Source organism: Chromobacterium sphagni, from assembly GCF_001855575.1.
Classification (GTDB): domain Bacteria; phylum Pseudomonadota; class Gammaproteobacteria; order Burkholderiales; family Chromobacteriaceae; genus Chromobacterium; species Chromobacterium sphagni.
On record NZ_MKCS01000001.1, the window covers coordinates 3,083,450 to 3,100,029 of the forward strand.

The following is a 16,580-nucleotide window of genomic DNA, read 5'->3' on the forward strand; positions in this document are numbered from 1 at the left end:
CTGGTACCATCTGGAGGAATCACCATGGCTCAGCAAGGCGTATTCACTCTCCCCGCGCGCATCAATTTCGGCGCGACTGTGCTGGTCAACTCGGCTGCCGTGCAACAGGTCGCCATTCTGGTAGACAACGAAGTGCGCGCCACTTTCAGCGGCAGCGGCGTTACCGACAAGAATCTGGGCACCCAGGTCATCAATTCCGGCTCAGGCAATGTCCGGGTGACTGTCACCGCCAACGGCAAGTCGTCGGATCTGGTGTCCGCCCAACTGGTCCTGGCCAACAAGATCAACCTGGCCGTGCTGGGTTCGGAAGATGGCACCGATATGGATTACAACGACGCCATCGCCATTCTGAACTGGCCGTTGGGCTAAGCCTCCCCGTTGCATGCCTTGCCGGCGCCATGTCGCGCCGGCGGGCCCTCCCGGTTTTTCCCCCATAGTCGAAGCTCGCCTCCTCTCCGTCCGCCGCCGCTCTTGCGGCTTGGGCCGCTCGCCGCATTTCCCTCTTCGCCGCGCCGTCGGTTTGCCGCTGGTCAAGGAATCGGGATTTGGCTGGGCGTTGCGGCTTGAGGCCGCTTTCCCGCAAGTGGTATGTTGGTGGTTTGGCGGTGTCGCGGTGCTGGCGCCGCCCTTGTCTGTCCACTATCCAGGTTGCGATCATGTCCAAGCTTCGAGCCGTATATCTGCAATCCGGCGGCCCCACCGCCGTACTGAATGCCTCCGCCCAGGGGGCGATAGAGACGGCGCGACGCCTCGGCCTGTCGCTGTATGCCGCTTTCGACGGCCTGGCCGGCCTGCTGGAAGGCCGCCTGTGCGATACCGACGGCGTGCCGGACACGGCCATCGCCCAATTGGCCTTCATGCCCGGCGGCAGCTTCGGCGTCAGCCGTCGCATGATAGGCACTTTCGCCGAGGCGCCGGAGGATTGGCTGCGCCTGCGGGAAGTGCTGGCCAGACACGATATCCATTATCTGCTGGTCAATGGCGGCAATGGTTCGTTGGGCTGCGCCGAGCGGCTGGCCGATTTTGAAAAGCATACCGGCTACTCGCTTGGGGTGATAGGCGTGCCCAAGACCATAGACAACGACTTGATGGGCACCGACAACAGCCCGGGTTACGGCTCCTCCGCCAAATTTCTGGCCAGCGCGATGCGCGAAGTGGGCCTGGACATGACCAGCATGGGCTGGGGTCGGGTATTCATCATGGAAACCATGGGCCGCCATACCGGCTGGCTGGCCGCGGCCTGCGCCGCCGCCGCGCGCAGCCCGCATGAGGCGCCGCACCTGCTGCTGCTGCCGGAGGTGCCGTTCGACCAGACCCGTTTTCTTGCCGCGCTGGACCAGAGCCTGGCCAAGTATGGCCAATGCGCCATCGCGGTGGCCGAGGGCATCACCGGGCCCGACGGCCGTTTCGTGGCCGAGGCCAAGAAATCGGAAACCTACGGCCATGAGCAACTGGGCGGGGCCGGGCACTGGCTGGCGCAATTGATCCTGCGCGAGCGCGGCATCTCCGCCCATGTGGCCCAGGTGGACTATTTGCAGCGCGCCGGCGGCCATTTGGCGTCCAATACCGATGTGCGCCAAGCCTATCTGATGGGCGAGCGCGCGGTCGAGTGGCTGTTGGCCGGCAAAACCGGGCTGATGGCCGGTATCCGGCGCATCAACGACCATCCCTATTGCTGGGACGTGGCGGAGGTGCCGCTGTCCGAGGTGGGGGACAAGGAGAAGCGCCTGCCGCCGGAGTTCATCGCTGCCGACGGCTTCAGCGTCACCCAGGCCTTTCTCGACTACGTCAAGCCGCTGATGGAGGGCGAGCGCATTCCGCCGTTCAAGGACGGGCTGCCGGATTACCGGCCTATAGTCTGGCCAAAAGTCTGAGAGATTTGCTATCGTGCGCGCGCAAACCGTCGGCATGCCCGGCGGTTTTGCATTATTCGAGCGCTTGTAACAGCGCCTGGCCGCGCTCTGTTACAATCGCCACTTTCGACAGTCCAACCATAGGTTTTTTGATCATGCTGAGCTTGTACAACACACTGACCCGCCAGAAGGAAGAGTTCAAACCGCTAGAACCCGGCAAAGTGCGCATGTACGTCTGTGGTATGACCGTCTACGACCTCTGTCACATCGGCCACGCCCGCATGCTGGCCGCCTGGGACATCATTTACCGCTGGCTGTCGGCGTCGGGTTACCAAGTGACCTATGTGCGCAACATCACCGACATCGAAGACAAGATCATCAAGCGCGCGTTGCTGCGCAAGATCACGCCCGAGCAACTGGTGGAAGAAACCATCGCCGACATGCACCAGGACCTGGCCCAGCTCTATTTGATGCCGCCGACGCTGGAGCCGCGCGCCACCCATCACGTGCAGGGCATGATAGAGCAGATCGAAAAGCTGATCGCCAACGGCAAGGCCTATCCGGCCGCCAACGGCGACGTCTACTACGCGGTGCGCGAATTCGAAGGCTACGGCAAGCTGTCCGGCCGCACGCTGGACAAGCTGCGCGCCGGCGAGCGCGTGGAGGTGGACCCGGACAAGCGCGATCCGCTGGACTTCGTGCTGTGGAAGGCCGCCAAGCCGGGCGAGCCGTCCTGGGAAAGCCCGTGGGGTCCCGGTCGTCCGGGCTGGCATATCGAGTGCTCGGTGATGAGCTGCCACCATCTGGGCAATCATTTCGACATCCACGGCGGCGGCGAGGACTTGCAGTTTCCGCACCACGAAAACGAAATCGCCCAGGCCGAGGGCGCCAACCGGACCACCTACGTCAACTACTGGATGCACAACGGCTTCCTGCAGTTCGCCGGCGAGAAGATGTCCAAGAGCCTGGGCAACTTCTTCACCATTCGCGACGTGCTGAAGCATTTCGACGGCGAGGCGGTGCGCATGCTGATGGTGCGCGCCCACTACCGCAGCCCGATCAACTACTCGGAAGAGTTGCTGCAGGACGCCAAGCACGCGTTGACCCGTCTGTACAACGCGCTGCGCGGCCTGGAGCTGCCGGCGTCCGCCGGCATAGACTGGAGCAATCCCTACGCCGCCCGCTTCAAGACCGCGATGGACGACGATTTCAACACCGCCGAGGCGATGGCGGTGTTGTTCGAGCTGGCCGGCGAAGTCAACAAGAGCCGCGATCCGGCGCAGGCGCGCGTGCTGAAGGACTTGGCTGGCGTGCTGGGCTTCCTCACCCGCGACCCGGAGGCTTTCCTCAAGGGCGCCGCGGGCGAGGGCGAGCTGTCGGCGGAGGAGGTGGAGGCGCTGATCCAGGCGCGCAAGGATGCCCGCGCGGCCAAGAACTGGGCGGAGTCCGACCGCATCCGCGACGAGTTGACCGCCAACGGCATCGTGCTGGAGGACGGCGCCGCCGGCACCAGCTGGCGCCGCGCCTGAGCGAGCTGTCATTCGCCCGCTTGTCAAGTGGCGATAAACGGCGGATAATGCTGAGTTTCGCAAGCAGTGCAGGCAAAACCCCTGCACCCGTTATGAAAGGTAGAGAGATGAAAACCGATATTCACCCGAATTACAAAGACCTGTCCGTTACCTGCTCCTGCGGTAGCCAGTTCGTGACCAAGTCCACCATGTCCAAGGACAGCTTCGGCATCGAAGTATGCTCCAACTGCCACCCGTTCTACACCGGCAAGCAGAAGATCGTGGACACCGCTGGTCGCGTGGACAAGTTCAACCAGAAATTCGGCGGCTTCTTCAAGCGCTAAGCGCGTTGCCGTTTCTGGAGCACAAAAAGGCAGCTGCGGCTGCCTTTTTTTCATGCCGCGCATGAAGCAAGATTTCACTCATCAGAATGCTAAGGTGGCAATCGGATGCTGACTTATTCCGCTCAGACCAGCTCGCTGGCCAAGCCGACCGAAAAACCCTGGGTGCTGCTGCTGTTGTGTTTCATCTGGCTATGGCCGGGCATCCTGGGCCACGACCCCTGGAAACCGGACGAGCCATATGTGCTGGCGGTGGCGCAAGGCATGCTGCATACCGGCAACTGGCTGCTGCCGACGCTGCAGGGGGCGCCCTATTTGGACAACCCGCCGCTCTACTACTGGCTGGCGGCCGGCTTGGCGCGGCTGTTCTCGCCCTGGCTGCTGCCGGCGCACGATGCAGCCCGGCTGGCCACGCCGCTGCTGATGTCGCTGGCGCTGCTGTTGGCCGGCATGGCCGGGCGCGAGTTGATAGGCCGGCGCCACGGCCGCAGCGTGGTGATGATCCTGATCGGCTGCATCGGCCTGGTGGAGAGCGGACATCAACTGACGCCGACGATCGCCGGCTTCGCCGGCTTCGCCGCCGCTTTCTACGCGCTGGCGCTGGCGCTGCGTTCGCCCGGCCTGGCCGGCGCGCTGCTGGGGGCGGCCAGCGTGGTCACCTTCCTGGGCGCCAGCCTGACGGACCTGTTGTTGATCTGGCTGGTGGCGCTGATGTTGCCGGCCTTCTCCGGCTGGCGCAGCAAGCAGTACGCCATCACCCTGCTGCTGGCGCTGCTGCTGGCGCTGCCGGCGATCCTGGTGTGGCCGATGCTGCTGTTGCGCGGCTATCCGGCGGTATTTGTCGACTGGTGGGGCAATTACGCGCTGGGGCAGACCAGCGGTTTCCATCGCCTGCGCCTGTTCCATGATTTCGGCTATTACAGCGTGAACGTGTTGTGGTTCGCCTTTCCGGCTTGGCCGCTGGCCATCTGGACGCTGTACCGCAATCGCCAGCTGCAGTCACCCGGCCTGCAATTATCCTTGCTGTTCTCGGTGATGATCGCGCTGATGCTGACCTTGTCGGATCGCGCCAATATTATCGATGCGATGCCGCTGTTGTTGCCGTTGTCGATGCTCGCCGCTGTGGAGCTGGACAACCTGCGGCGCGGCGCGGCGGCCTTCCTCAACTGGTTCGCGCTGATGACGTTCGGCCTGTTCGGCCTATTGGTGTGGCTGGGCTGGGCGGCGATGAACTACGGTTGGCCGGAGCGCATGGCCGGGCGCGCGCAGTATTTCAGCCCATTTTACCAGCCGCATGTGTCATGGTGGCAGGCTGCCGGCGCGTTGGTGGCCACCCTGGTGTGGCTGTGGGCGCTTACCCGGCCTCATTTGCGCGGCCGCCAGGCGGTCACTAACTGGGCGGCCGGCCTGACATTGCTGTGGGGGCTGGGCATGACTTTGTGGCTGCCCTGGTTCGACGCCGCCAAGAGCTACCGGCCGGTGGTGGCCGGCATGCAGGCCAAGCTGCCGGCCGGCGCGAGCTGCATCGCCACCGAGAGCCACAACCGGTTGGCGCAGATCAGCTGGCGCTATTATGCCGGCATCGACCTGCTGCCTTTCCCCGCCGGGGAAACGCCGCCTTGCGAGTATTGGCTGATCGTGCGCAACAAGAGCGAAGGCCTGGCCGAACCGGGCTGGCAGGTGCTGTGGGCGGGGCACCGTCCGCGCGAGGAGAATATGACTTTCGCGCTGCTGCAGCGCTTGCCGCAGGCGAAACAGGCAGACTAAAAGACAAAGACCCCGCTTGATGAAGCCGCTCCGGTAAATGCCGGAACGGCTTTTATTTTTGGCGTGGCATGTGTTTGCAACCTTGTTTGTGCGCGAATGCTATTCATGCGCGATGATCAGATGTCAAAGCCCAGCTTGTCTGATGCTCTCCGCCACCCTGCGCGGTTGGGTGGCTAGCAGCGATGCGGCGCAGAGGCAATGGGCGCCGGGCCGCTTGTCCGGTGGCGAGCGTGGCGCTTGGATCATTCTTCTTGCAAGCAGGCAAGAATATGGGCTCGCCGGGTCTCGGAAATCGGCAGGATGGAGATCAGTTTTTCCTTGGCGATGCCTGGAATGTATTGGGCGATGTTGCTGATGTCGGAAGGCAAGGCCGGATTGTCCGGGTTCTGCATCAGATGCCGGGCGCAGTCGATGGCGATCTGCGCGATATGCGTGCGCGGCCTGTCTACCCCCCGGATCAGCTGGCTGATCATTTGTGGTAATTGCCAGACATCGGCCAGCAGCAGAGTCAATTGCCGGAACGTGAATCCAGCGGTGTTCAACTGGGCGAGGCTGGTTCTGTTGGCGCGTCCGGCTTCGAACTCCGCGATCGCCTGGATCGGCAATTCCGGCGCGAAATGCCAGAGCAGCAACTCGCCGGTTTCGGAAAGGAGGGTGGCCAGGGAAATTTCTTCCGGGGAAGTGTCCGAGCGGAAATTCGACCACGCCCGCGCGATGCCGGACGCCATGATTGCGGTTGAAACCGCGGTCTTCCAGCCCGGGTGATCCACCTCCACGACCGGGCTATCTGCGATCAGCGCATACAATTCATCGCTGCCAAGCTGGAGTATGGTGGCCAGCTGGGTGGTGGTTTCCTTGCCCAGCCGCCTGGAGCGATGCCGTTCGGCCTCTATCAGCAATTTGAGGGCCAGATACGGATCGTCATGAACCCGTTCGGCGAGTTCTTTGGGAGCAAATTCCGGCGCATCCTGGCCCTGGGATTTCAGCGACTGGAAAAAATCCCGAGTCGCCGAGAGAACAGGCACGTCCCCGTCTTTCAGGTAAGCCGCCCACTGTTCAATACCCCAGCTTCGCTGGTGCCGACTCAACATGTTTTCCGCTCCGAAGACCGCCGTTTCCGCTTTCTCGTACCGCCCATATTTCCAAGCCTGTCGCGACTCGGACAATGTCTTGTCCTTCTTTCATGATAATTCAGTTCGCCGCATCCAGGGGTGTAAACCTCGGGATATGGTGTCGGAGCGGCCATCGTCAGCCCATGTTCCATGGCATAGTGAGCTGGCGCTTGTTTGGCGGAGATATCATTTAGCACGCGAAAAAAAACGAGGACGTGGGTCCTCGTTTGTTCATGGGCGATCTGAAAGGCTTACTCCCCCAGCTCCTTCAAGTTCTCGAACAGCTTCAGCGCCTCGGGATTGGCCAGTGCGCTGACATTGTTGACCGGCCGGCCATGAATGACGTTCTTCACCGCCAGCTCGACTATCTTGCCGCTGACGGTCTTTGGAATGTCGGCTACCGCCACGATGCGAGCCGGCACATGGCGCGGGCTGGCGCCGTTCTTGATCTGGGCCTTGAGCCTAGCGGTCAGGTCCTCGTCCAGTTTGACGCCGTCGCGCAGCTTGACGAACAGCACCACCCGCTCGTCGTCCTCCCAGCTTTGCCCCACCGCCAGGCTTTCCAGGACTTCCGGGAAGCTTTCCACCTGGCGGTAGATCTCGGCGGTGCCGATGCGCACGCCGCCGGGATTGAGCACCGCGTCGGAGCGGCCGTAGATGACCACGCCGTTGTGGGCGGTGAGTTCGGCGTAGTCGCCATGGCACCAGATGCCGGCGAAGCGGCCGAAATAGGCCTGGCGGTACTTCTCGCCGCTCTTGTCGTTCCAGAAGCTTATCGGCATCGACGGGAAGGGGCGGGTGCAGACCAGTTCGCCTTTTTCCTGGCTGACCGGCCGGCCCTGTTCGTCGTAGATGTCTACCGCCATGCCCAGGCCGCGGCATTGCAGCTCGCCGCGGTACACCGGCAGCGAAGGCGCGCCGAGGGCGAAGCAGGACACGATGTCGGTGCCGCCGGAAATCGACGCCAGATTGAGATCGGCCTTGATGTTGGCGTACACCCAGTCGTAGCTTTCCGCCACCAGCGGTGAGCCGGTGGAGAACAGCGCGCGCAGATTGGGCAGCTGCCAGTCGCGCGCCGGCACGATGTCGGTTTTCCTCAGGCTGTCGATGTACTTGGCTGAGGTGCCGAAGTGGGTGAAGCCGTGCTCGGCGGCGTAGTCCCACAGCACGCGGCCCTCGTCGGCGAACGGCGAGCCGTCGAACAGCATCAGCGCGGCGCCGGAGGCCAGGCCCGATACCAGCCAGTTCCACATCATCCAGCCGCAGGTGGTGAAGTAGAAGAGATGGTCGCCGTTGTGAACATCGGCGTGCAGCTGGTGTTCCTTCAGATGCTGTAGCAGGGTGCCGCCGGCGCCGTGCACGATGCACTTGGGCTTGCCGGTGGTGCCGCTGGAGTAGAGGATGAGGAGCGGATGGTTGAACGGCAGGCGAGTGAACTCCACCTCGCGTGCCTCAAGGCCGGCGAGGAAAGCGTCCAGCGTCTGAGCCCTGGGCACCGCGGCGGCGAAGGCCTTGCCGTCGCTCAGATAGGGCACCACCACGATCTGCCGCACGCTGGGCAGATGCTCGGCCAGGTGGACCATCTTGGCGCGGATGTCCACCTGCTTGCCGTTGTACCAGTAGCCGTCCGGGCAGAGCAGCAGCTTGGGCTCGGTCTGGCCGAAGCGGTCCAGCGCGCCATCGGTGCCGAAGTCGGGCGAGCCGCTGGTCCACACCGCGCCCAGGCTGGCCGCCGCCAGCATCGCCGCCAGGGTTTCCGGCATATTCGGCATGAAGCCGGCCACGCGGTCGCCGGCGGCGATGCCGGCGGCGCGCATCGCCTGCTGTAGTCGCGAGACCAACTGGTTCAGTTCGCTCCAGCTGAGCTTGCGCTCAACCTTGTCTTCGCCGCGGAAGACCACCGCCAGGCTGTCGTCGTTGCGGCGCAGCAGGTTTTCCGCGTAGTTGAGCCGGGCCTCGGGAAAGAAGCGGGCGCTCAGCATGTCCTCGCCGCCCTCCAGCGCCACGCTGCCCTTGTCGCCGATCACGCCGCAATAGTCCCAGACCAGCGACCAGAAGCGGCCGGGATCGTCCACGCTGGCTTGCCACAGGCTCTGGTAGTCGGGCAGCGGCTTGTTCCAGGCGGTTTGGGCCAGCCGGGTGAAGGCGGTGATATGGCATCCGGCCAGCCGGCTGGCGGACGGCGTCCAGATCGGGGTATTGCTTGCTTGCATGGTTTCTCCTGTGGCGCGGCCCATGATTGTTGATCTTGCTTGTGCGGGAGCGCCGGTTTGTATCAAGCCTGGCGGCCGAGCGCATGCGCCAGTTTCGACGCGGGCGGCTTGCCCAGGGCATCGGCGATATACCAGGCGGCGGCCACCAGTTTAGTGAGATCGATGCCGGTGTGGTAGCCCTCGCCTTGCAACAGATAGGCTACATCCTCGCTGGCGACGTTGCCGGAGGCGCCGCGGGCGTAGGGGCAGCCGCCCAGGCCTGAGACCGAGGCGTCGAACACCCTGATGCCGCTGTCCAGCGCGGCGCGGATATTGGCTATGGCCATGCCGTAGGTGTCGTGGAAGTGCCCGGCCAAGCGGTCTGCCGGCGCTTTCCGCAACACGGCGTCCAGCATCAGGTGCACCGAGGCCGGCGTGCCCACGCCTATGGTGTCGCCCAGCGATATCTCGTAACAACCCATGTCCAGCAATGCCGCGGCCACTTCGGCCACTTTGGCCGGCGCGACCTGGCCTTCGTAGGGGCAGCCCACCACGCAAGAAACGTAGCCGCGCACGCGGATATTTGCAGCCTGAGCACGCCGCATCACCGATTCGAAACGGCGCAGGCTTTCGGCGATGCTGGCGTTGATGTTCTTCTGGCTGAAGCTTTCGCTGGCGGCGCCGAACACCGCGATCTCGCGCGCGCCGGCCGCCAGCGCGGCATCCAGGCCCTGCTCATTGGGCACCAGCACCGGGTAGGCGATGGTGTCGATGGTATCGGAGGCATCCAGCGCCTTGAGCAACTCGGCGCTGTCCGCCATTTGCGGCACCCACTTCGGCGAAACGAAGGCGCCGGCCTCGATGGCGGCGAAGCCGGCGCCGGCCAGTCGCCGGATCAGCTCCAGCTTGGCGGCCAGCGGCACCTGCTGCTTTTCATTTTGCAGCCCGTCGCGCGGGCCGACTTCTACGATCTTCACGTGTTGCATGTTTCAGCCTTGGATGCGGAGGCCGCCGCCTCGCGGCGGCGGCAGGCGGCTTAGCCGGCCCAGGTCTTGTCCAGGTCCTGGGCATAGAAGCGGATTGGCTTCTGGTAGGCCTGGATGGTTTCGTCGCCGCTGGTTCTGGCCAGCAGCTCCAGCAGGCTTTGCGTCGCCTCCTTGTGCTGGCCGCGGTTGTACAGCGCCATCGCCAGGAAAGCCTGTAGCGCCGGGTTTTCCGGGAAGTGCTGCAGGCCGAGGCGCAGGGACGCCTCCGCCTCGGCGAATTGGCCCAGCGCGCGCTGGCTGCTGCCCAGGCCCAGCCAGGCATGGGAGGCGGTGTCGCCACTCAGGCCCAGTTCCAGCGCCTGCTGATAGTGCGGGATCGCCGCCGCCTCCAGGCCGAGGTTGTCGTGGATGCAGGCAGTCAGATAATGCAGATCGGCGTGCAGCGGCTGGTGCTGGAGCAACTCCAGCGCGTGCTTGCGGGCGGTTTCATGTTCGCCGCGCTGGCGCAGTTGCTGAATCTTTTCCAGAGCGATATGCATTTTGGTTTTCCTGTTGCTGTTTGAATGACTTGGTCATTCTGCGGCAAAATCCACCAGCTCGTCACCATCATTGACCTGCTCGCCGGCTTCAAAATAGAAATCCTGTACCACGCCGTCGCCTGGCGCGGTGATGGTGTGCTCCATCTTCATCGCCTCCAGAATCAGCAGCGGCGAACCTTTGGCTACTTTTTCGCCTATGGCGGCCAAGAGCGCCACCACCCGGCCGGGCATCGGCGCCTTGAGATGGGTTTCGCCGTGGACGCCGGTTTCGGTGAAGGCGTAGGGATCAATGAACTCCACCGCCAGCCGTTCGCCGCCGGCGAACAGCACGCGCTGAGCGCCGTGGCGCACCACGCTGGCCTGGATTCTGGCGCCGTCCAGCACCGCCGCCAGCGCATTGCCGGACAGCGTCGCGCTGGCTGCCAGCGTGTGGCCGGCCACGCGCAGTTGGTAGCCGTCGCCCTGATGGCTCAGTTCCACCTCGCAGTCTTGTTGCGGATGCTGGAAGGTGAAGCGGCGGGTCAACTGGCCGTTCAGCCGCCAGCCGGCCGCCGCCGGGTAGCGCTGCTGGCCCGCCAGCGCCTCGGCCAGCGCCAGCAGCGCAAGCTGCCGGACGGAGGGGGCGGCGGGCGGCGGCAGCAGTTCGTCGTGGTGGCGGGCGATCAGGCCGGTATCGACATGGCCGCCGGCAAAGCTGCGGTGGCGGACGATGCGGCGCAGGAAGGCGATATTGGTGGCGGGGCCCACCACCTGGTACTGGCCCAGCGCCGCGTCCATCTGTCGCAGCGCCGCTTCGCGGCTTTCGCCCCAGACTATCAGCTTGGCTATCATCGGGTCGTAGAACGGCGAGATGGCGTCGCCTTGTTCCACGCCGGTGTCGATGCGCACGCTGCTTGATTCTGGCGGGGTGGCCAAGTGGACCAGGGTGCCGATGGAGGGCAAAAAGCCCTTGTCCGGGTCTTCTGCGTAGATGCGGGCCTCTATCGCGTGGCCACGTATCGCCAGCTGCTCCTGCGCGAGCGGCAGCTTGCCGCCAGCGGCCACCTGCAGTTGCCAGGCCACCAGGTCCTGGCCGGTGATCATTTCGGTCACCGGGTGTTCCACTTGCAGCCGGGTGTTCATCTCCATGAAGTAGAACTTGCCGGGCTCTCCATTTTCCTGGACGTCCATGATGAATTCGACGGTGCCGGCGCCGACATAGCCCACCGCGCGCGCGGCGGCCACTGCGGCGTCGCCCATCGCCTGGCGAGTGGCTTGCGGCAGGTGCGGGGCAGGGGCCTCCTCCAGCACTTTCTGGTGGCGGCGCTGCACCGAGCAATCGCGCTCGAACAGGTAGACGCAGCCGCCGTGGCTGTCGGCGAAAACCTGGATCTCCACATGGCGGGGCTTGGTCAGGTATTTCTCGATCAACACCTTGTCGTCGCCGAAGCTGGCGCGCGCCTCGCGCTGGCAGGAGGCCAGCGCCGCCGCGAACTCTTCCGTTTTCTCGACGATGCGCATGCCTTTGCCGCCGCCGCCGCTGCTGGCCTTGATCAGTACCGGGTAGCCGATGGCGTCGGCCTGCTTTTGCAGCAACGCCGGGTCCTGGTCGTCGCCGTGGTAGCCGGGCACCAGCGGCACGCCGGCTTTCTGCATCAGCGCCTTGGCGGCGGATTTGCTGCCCATCGCGGCGATGGCGGCGGCCGGCGGGCCGATGAAGGCGATGCCTGCGGCCTGGCAGGCGGCGGCGAAGCCCTCGTTCTCCGACAGGAAGCCGTAGCCGGGATGGATGGCCTGGGTGCCGCTGTGTTTGGCGATGTCCAGGATCAGGTCGGCGCGCAGATAGGATTCGGCGGCCGGGGCGGGGCCGAGGCGATAGGCCTCGTCGGCCAGCTTGACGAAGCGGGCGTCGGCGTCGGCGTCGGAATAGACGGCGACGGTGGCGATGCCCAGCGCCTTGGCGGTTTTGATGACTCTGCAGGCTATCTCGCCGCGGTTGGCGATCAATATCTTATTGAACATGGTGGTCTCCCGCGGCGAAACCGCTCCGACGCTGGCGCGCCGGCGAGCGATTTTGCTTCGCAGCTGCGCAGCCCTGCGGCTGCTGGTCGCCGCGGTTGGCGATCAGGATTGTATTAAACATCGCTTTATCCCTATTGTTGTTGCCAGTTCGGCGCGCGTTTTTCGAAGAACGCAGCCAAACCCTCGCGCGCCTCTTCGCCGGCGCGGATGGCGGCGATGCGGCCGGCGGTGCGTTCCAGCAACTGGTCGTCCCACGGCGAGCCCTCGCGCAGTTCGGAGAGCAGCAGCTTGGCCTCGCGCAGCGCCCCGGGCGCGCCTTTGGCAAGTTCGTCGGCGATTTCGGCCACGCGCGCGTCCAGCAGCTCGTCGCTGACCAGCTCGTGGATCAGCCCCAGCTTCAGCGCGGTGCCGGCGGTGATGCGCTCGGCCGACAGGAAGTAGCGGCGGGCCTGGCGCGGGCCGATGGCGTCGGCGACATAGGGCCCGATGGTGGCCGGGATCAGTCCCAGCCTAACTTCGGTCAGCGCGAACTTGGCGGCGTCGGTGGCGATGGCGATGTCGCACACCGCGGCCAGCCCGGTGCCGCCGGCCATCGCGGCGCCATGGATGCGGGCGATCACCGGCTTGGCGCTGCGGTAGATGGCCTTCAGCATGCCGGCCAGCTTTTGCGCGTCGGCCAGGTTTTCCTGTTCGCTGTAGCCGGCGGCGCGGCGCATCCAGTCCAGATCCGCGCCGGCGCAGAAGCTTTTGCCGCGGCCGGCCAGCACGATGACGCGCACGGCGTCGTTGCGGTTGAGCTGGCGGATCGCTTCGGTCAATTCTGCGATCAACACCTCGTTCAAGGCGTTGTGCAGCTCCGGGCGGTTCAGCCAGATGGTGGCAACCTTGCCGCTGTGTTCGATTTCAAGCGTGGAATGGCTCATGGCTCTGCCTCACATGCGGAACACGCCGAAGCGCGTCGGCTCCAGCGGAGCGGACAGCGACGCCTCCAGCGCCAGCGCCAGCGCGTCGCGGGTCTGGGCCGGGTCTATCACGCCGTCGTCCCATAGCCGCGCGCTGGCGTAGTAGGGGTGGCCCTGCTCTTCGTACTGCTGGCGCACCGGGGTCTTCAGCGCTTCTTCCTGCTCGGCCGTGAACGCGTCGCCCAGCTGTTCCTTTTTCACCTGGGCCAGCACGCCGGCGGCCTGCTCGCCGCCCATCACCGAGATGCGGCTGTTGGGCCACATCCACAAGAAACGCGGCGAATAGGCGCGGCCGCACATGCCGTAGTTGCCGGCGCCGAAGCTGCCGCCTATCAGCACGGTGAACTTGGGCACCCTGGCGCAGGCCACGGCGGTGACCAGTTTGGCGCCGTCCTTGGCGATGCCGCCGTTTTCGTACTTCTTGCCCACCATGAAGCCGGTGATGTTCTGCAGGAAGATCAGCGGGATGCCGCGCTGGCAGCACAGCTCTACAAAGTGCGCGCCCTTCAGCGCCGATTCGCTGAACAAAATGCCGTTGTTGGCGAGGATGCCGACGCGATAACCATTCAGGCGGGCAAAGCCCGTCACTAAGGTCGTCCCGTAGTTCTGCTTGAATTCGTCGAAGTCCGAATCGTCCACCAGCCGGGCGATGATCTCGCGCACGTCGAACGGTTTTTTGGCGTCGGCCGGGATCACGCCGTAGATTTCCTCAGCGGGGTAGCGCGGCGGTCTCGGTTCGGCGCGGTCCAGCTCGCCCTGTTTCTTCCAGTTGAGGTCGGCCACGATGCGGCGGGCGATGGACAGCGCGTGGGCGTCATTCTGGGCCAGGTGGTCGGCCACGCCGGAGATGCGGGTGTGGACGTCGCCGCCGCCCAGCTCTTCGGCGCTGACCACTTCGCCTGTCGCCGCCCTCACCAAGGGCGGGCCGCCCAGGAAGATGGTGCCCTGTTCCTTGACGATGACGGTCTCGTCGCTCATCGCCGGCACATAGGCGCCGCCGGCGGTGCAACTGCCCATCACCACCGCGATCTGCGGGATGCCGGCGGCCGACAGATTGGCCTGGTTGTAGAAGATGCGGCCGAAGTGCTCCTTGTCCGGAAACACCTCGTCCTGCAGCGGCAGGAAGGCGCCGCCGGAGTCCACCAGGTAGACGCAGGGCAGGCGGTTTTCGCGGGCGATCTCCTGCGCCCTCAAGTGCTTTTTCACCGTCATCGGGTAATAGGTGCCGCCCTTGACGGTGGCGTCGTTGGCGATGATCAGGCAGTCGACGCCGCTGATGCGGCCTATGCCGGCGATCATGCCGGCGCCGGGCGCGTCGTCGCCGTACATGCCGAAGGCTGCCAGTTGTGACAGTTCCAGGAAGGGGCTGCCTGCGTCCAGCAGCAGGTCGATGCGCTCGCGCGGCAGCAGCTTGCCGCGCGCGGTGTGCTTGGCGCGCGCCTTGTCGCCGCCGCCCAGCGCGGCCTGGGCGACTTTCTGTTTCAGATCGCCCACCAGCGCGCGCATCTTGTCGGCGTTGGCGAGGAAGTCGGCGGCGCGGGGCGAGAGCTTCGATTCGATGGTGGGCATGGCGGTCCTTGTTATTCGCTGTCGACAAACCACACGGCGGATATCAGGCCGTCCGCGTTGACGTCGTAAATCGCTACCGCGTGTTGGGTCTGGTTCTCATCGAGTCTCACCCATTCGTGGTCGATGACCCGGTTGCCGTGGACGATACGGTGCAGCACATCGGCGTGCAGCAGGGGCAGGTTGAAACGATGATTGCCGTAGCGCTCCGCCATCGCAGCCCGGCCTTCCAGCATCAGCTGCATCGAGGGGAGACGGTACACTTTGACGTCCTCGGTGTAGCAGGCGAGGAAGGCTGCCAGATCGCGGGCGTTGTAGGCGTCCAGTTGGGCTTGGGCGATGCGTTCGGGGGCGGTCATGTTCTTGTTGTCCTCGGTGTGGATGGGGAGTGGTTGGAAAATCCTCCGGGGCAAGGCGCGCCGCCGATAAAGTACGGCCAGGCGGCGCAACGCGGCATCGGACGATTTAGCCACCATGCTTATCGGGTTTCGGCCATTAGTTCGCGGCCTATCAGCCAGCGCCGGATCTCGCTGGTGCCGGCGCCGATCTCGTACAGCTTGGCGTCGCGCAGCAGGCGGCCGGTGGCGTATTCGTTGATGTAGCCGTTGCCGCCCAGGCACTGGATGGCGTCCAGCGCCAGCTGGGTGGCGCTTTCCGCCGCGTAAAGGATGGCGCCGGCGGCGTCCTTGCGGGTCTGGCGGCCGGTTTCGCCGCGGTCCAGCGCCTGGCCCACCGCGTAGACGTAGGCGCGGCTGGCCGACAGCTTGACGTACATGTCGGCCAGCTTGCCCTGCATCAGCTGGAAGTCGCCGATGGCCTGGCCGAACTGGCTGCGGTCGCTCAGATACGGCACCACGATGTCCAGGCTGGCCTGCATGATGCCCAAGGGACCGGCCGCCAGCACCGCGCGTTCGTAATCCAGGCCGCTCATCAGCACCTTGACGCCGTTGCCGACGCCGCCCAGCACGTTTTCTTCCGGCACGAAACAGTTGTCGAAGAAGATGGGGTAGGTGTTGGAGCCGCGCATGCCCAGCTTGTCCAGCTTGCTGCCGTGGCTGAAGCCGGCGAAGCCCTTTTCGACGATGAAGGCGGTGATGCCGCGCGCGCCCGCTTCGGCGTCGGTCTTGGCGTAGACCACCAGGGTGTCGGCGTCGCCGCCGTTGGTGATCCACATCTTGCTGCCGTTGAGCAGGTAGCCGCCGTCGGCCTTGTCGGCCTTCAGCTTCATGCTGACCACGTCGGAACCGGCATTGGGCTCGGACATCGCCAGCGCGCCGACGTGCTCGCCGGAAATCAGCTTGGGCAGATAACGGCTGCGCTGGGCCGGGTTGCCGTTCTTGTAGATCTGGTTGACGCAGAGGTTGGAATGCGCGCCGTAGGACAGGCCCACCGAGGCGCTGGCGCGGCTGATCTCTTCCATCGCGATCATGTGGGCGAGGTAGCCCATGTCGGCGCCGCCGAACTCTTCGCTGACGGTGATGCCCAACAGGCCCAGTTCGCCGAACTTGCGCCACAGGTCGGCCGGGAACAGATTGTCCTGGTCGATGGCGGCGGCGCGCGGGGCGATTTCGCTCTGGGCGAAGGCGCGCACGGTTTCGCGCAACATGTCGTAGGTTTCGCCGAAGGCAAAGCGCAGGCTGCTGTACATGATGTTTCTCCCTTGTTCTGATCGTGTGGCGCCGCGTGCGCCGCTGCATGCCACATCATCGCTTACGTTTACGTAAGCGTCAATATGGCCGGATGGCGGCAAACT

14 protein-coding genes are annotated in these 16,580 nt (G+C 64.8%); 5 read left to right on the forward strand and 9 right to left on the reverse strand.

The annotated features are described in order from the left end of the window. Positions 1-24: 24 nt before the first annotated feature. The 5 genes from BI347_RS14280 to BI347_RS14300 all read left to right on the forward strand — a co-directional run bounded on the left by BI347_RS14280 (position 25) and on the right by BI347_RS14300 (position 5,469). A complete protein-coding gene (locus tag BI347_RS14280; protein WP_071113835.1) occupies positions 25-369 on the forward strand; it encodes a fucose-binding lectin II in 345 nt (114 codons plus the stop codon). 287 nt (positions 370-656) lie between these two features. Next, entirely contained in the window at positions 657-1,874 is a 1,218-nt protein-coding gene (locus tag BI347_RS14285; RefSeq protein ID WP_071116152.1) for a 6-phosphofructokinase, read from the forward strand. A 134-nt stretch (positions 1,875-2,008) separates the two neighbouring features. Next, on the forward strand, positions 2,009-3,382 hold the full coding sequence (gene cysS / locus BI347_RS14290; RefSeq protein WP_071116153.1) for a cysteine--tRNA ligase: 1,374 nt from the start codon (positions 2,009-2,011) through the stop codon (positions 3,380-3,382). Between the two features lie 107 nt (positions 3,383-3,489). After that, positions 3,490-3,705, forward strand: coding sequence for a 50S ribosomal protein L31 (gene rpmE, locus BI347_RS14295; RefSeq protein WP_071113833.1), 216 nt, complete (start codon positions 3,490-3,492; stop codon positions 3,703-3,705). A gap of 105 nt (positions 3,706-3,810) precedes the next feature. Further along, positions 3,811-5,469 carry an ArnT family glycosyltransferase gene (locus tag BI347_RS14300; RefSeq protein WP_071116154.1) on the forward strand — a complete coding sequence of 553 codons (1,659 nt, stop codon included), beginning with the start codon at positions 3,811-3,813 and terminating at the stop codon, positions 5,467-5,469. A gap of 242 nt (positions 5,470-5,711) precedes the next feature. Here the strand turns inward: BI347_RS14300 and BI347_RS14305 are convergent, their stop codons facing one another. The 9 genes from BI347_RS14305 to BI347_RS14345 form a co-directional block, all read right to left on the reverse strand. Further along, positions 5,712-6,635 (reverse strand): HDOD domain-containing protein, encoded by a 924-nt coding sequence (locus tag BI347_RS14305; protein ID WP_139167043.1) that lies wholly within the window; start codon positions 6,633-6,635, stop codon positions 5,712-5,714. Positions 6,636-6,832: 197 nt separating this feature from the next. Further along, positions 6,833-8,794 (reverse strand): acetoacetate--CoA ligase, encoded by a 1,962-nt coding sequence (locus BI347_RS14310; RefSeq protein WP_071113783.1) that lies wholly within the window; start codon positions 8,792-8,794, stop codon positions 6,833-6,835. A gap of 62 nt (positions 8,795-8,856) precedes the next feature. Then, the gene (locus tag BI347_RS14315; protein ID WP_071116155.1) at positions 8,857-9,759 is read right to left on the reverse strand and encodes a hydroxymethylglutaryl-CoA lyase; all 903 of its coding nucleotides are present in this window, start codon (positions 9,757-9,759) and stop codon (positions 8,857-8,859) included. Positions 9,760-9,809: 50 nt separating this feature from the next. Next, on the reverse strand, positions 9,810-10,298 hold the full coding sequence (locus BI347_RS14320; RefSeq protein ID WP_071113781.1) for a tetratricopeptide repeat protein: 489 nt from the start codon (positions 10,296-10,298) through the stop codon (positions 9,810-9,812). Positions 10,299-10,331: 33 nt separating this feature from the next. Next, positions 10,332-12,299, reverse strand: coding sequence for an acetyl/propionyl/methylcrotonyl-CoA carboxylase subunit alpha (locus tag BI347_RS14325; RefSeq protein ID WP_083338888.1), 1,968 nt, complete (start codon positions 12,297-12,299; stop codon positions 10,332-10,334). A 131-nt stretch (positions 12,300-12,430) separates the two neighbouring features. Next, positions 12,431-13,222, reverse strand: coding sequence for an enoyl-CoA hydratase/isomerase family protein (locus BI347_RS14330; protein ID WP_071113779.1), 792 nt, complete (start codon positions 13,220-13,222; stop codon positions 12,431-12,433). Between the two features lie 9 nt (positions 13,223-13,231). Further along, on the reverse strand, positions 13,232-14,830 hold the full coding sequence (locus tag BI347_RS14335) for a carboxyl transferase domain-containing protein (RefSeq protein ID WP_071116157.1): 1,599 nt from the start codon (positions 14,828-14,830) through the stop codon (positions 13,232-13,234). Positions 14,831-14,841: 11 nt separating this feature from the next. Further along, a complete protein-coding gene (locus tag BI347_RS14340; protein ID WP_071113777.1) occupies positions 14,842-15,186 on the reverse strand; it encodes a nuclear transport factor 2 family protein in 345 nt (114 codons plus the stop codon). A 119-nt stretch (positions 15,187-15,305) separates the two neighbouring features. Beyond that, complete coding sequence (locus BI347_RS14345; RefSeq protein ID WP_071113776.1) at positions 15,306-16,475, reverse strand: isovaleryl-CoA dehydrogenase; 1,170 nt, start codon at positions 16,473-16,475, stop codon at positions 15,306-15,308. Positions 16,476-16,580 lie beyond the last annotated feature (105 nt).

Coding starts and splice junctions, on each gene's coding strand:
- BI347_RS14280 (WP_071113835.1), top strand. CDS start 25: ATGGCTCAGCAAGGCGTATTCACTCTCCCCGCGCGCATCAATTTCGGC.
- BI347_RS14285 (WP_071116152.1), top strand. CDS start 657: ATGTCCAAGCTTCGAGCCGTATATCTGCAATCCGGCGGCCCCACCGCC.
- cysS (WP_071116153.1), top strand. CDS start 2,009: ATGCTGAGCTTGTACAACACACTGACCCGCCAGAAGGAAGAGTTCAAA.
- rpmE (WP_071113833.1), top strand. CDS start 3,490: ATGAAAACCGATATTCACCCGAATTACAAAGACCTGTCCGTTACCTGC.
- BI347_RS14300 (WP_071116154.1), top strand. CDS start 3,811: ATGCTGACTTATTCCGCTCAGACCAGCTCGCTGGCCAAGCCGACCGAA.
- BI347_RS14310 (WP_071113783.1), bottom strand. CDS start 8,794: ATGCAAGCAAGCAATACCCCGATCTGGACGCCGTCCGCCAGCCGGCTG.
- BI347_RS14315 (WP_071116155.1), bottom strand. CDS start 9,759: ATGCAACACGTGAAGATCGTAGAAGTCGGCCCGCGCGACGGGCTGCAA.
- BI347_RS14320 (WP_071113781.1), bottom strand. CDS start 10,298: ATGCATATCGCTCTGGAAAAGATTCAGCAACTGCGCCAGCGCGGCGAA.
- BI347_RS14325 (WP_083338888.1), bottom strand. CDS start 12,299: ATGTTCAATAAGATATTGATCGCCAACCGCGGCGAGATAGCCTGCAGA.
- BI347_RS14330 (WP_071113779.1), bottom strand. CDS start 13,222: ATGAGCCATTCCACGCTTGAAATCGAACACAGCGGCAAGGTTGCCACC.
- BI347_RS14335 (WP_071116157.1), bottom strand. CDS start 14,830: ATGCCCACCATCGAATCGAAGCTCTCGCCCCGCGCCGCCGACTTCCTC.
- BI347_RS14340 (WP_071113777.1), bottom strand. CDS start 15,186: ATGACCGCCCCCGAACGCATCGCCCAAGCCCAACTGGACGCCTACAAC.
- BI347_RS14345 (WP_071113776.1), bottom strand. CDS start 16,475: ATGTACAGCAGCCTGCGCTTTGCCTTCGGCGAAACCTACGACATGTTG.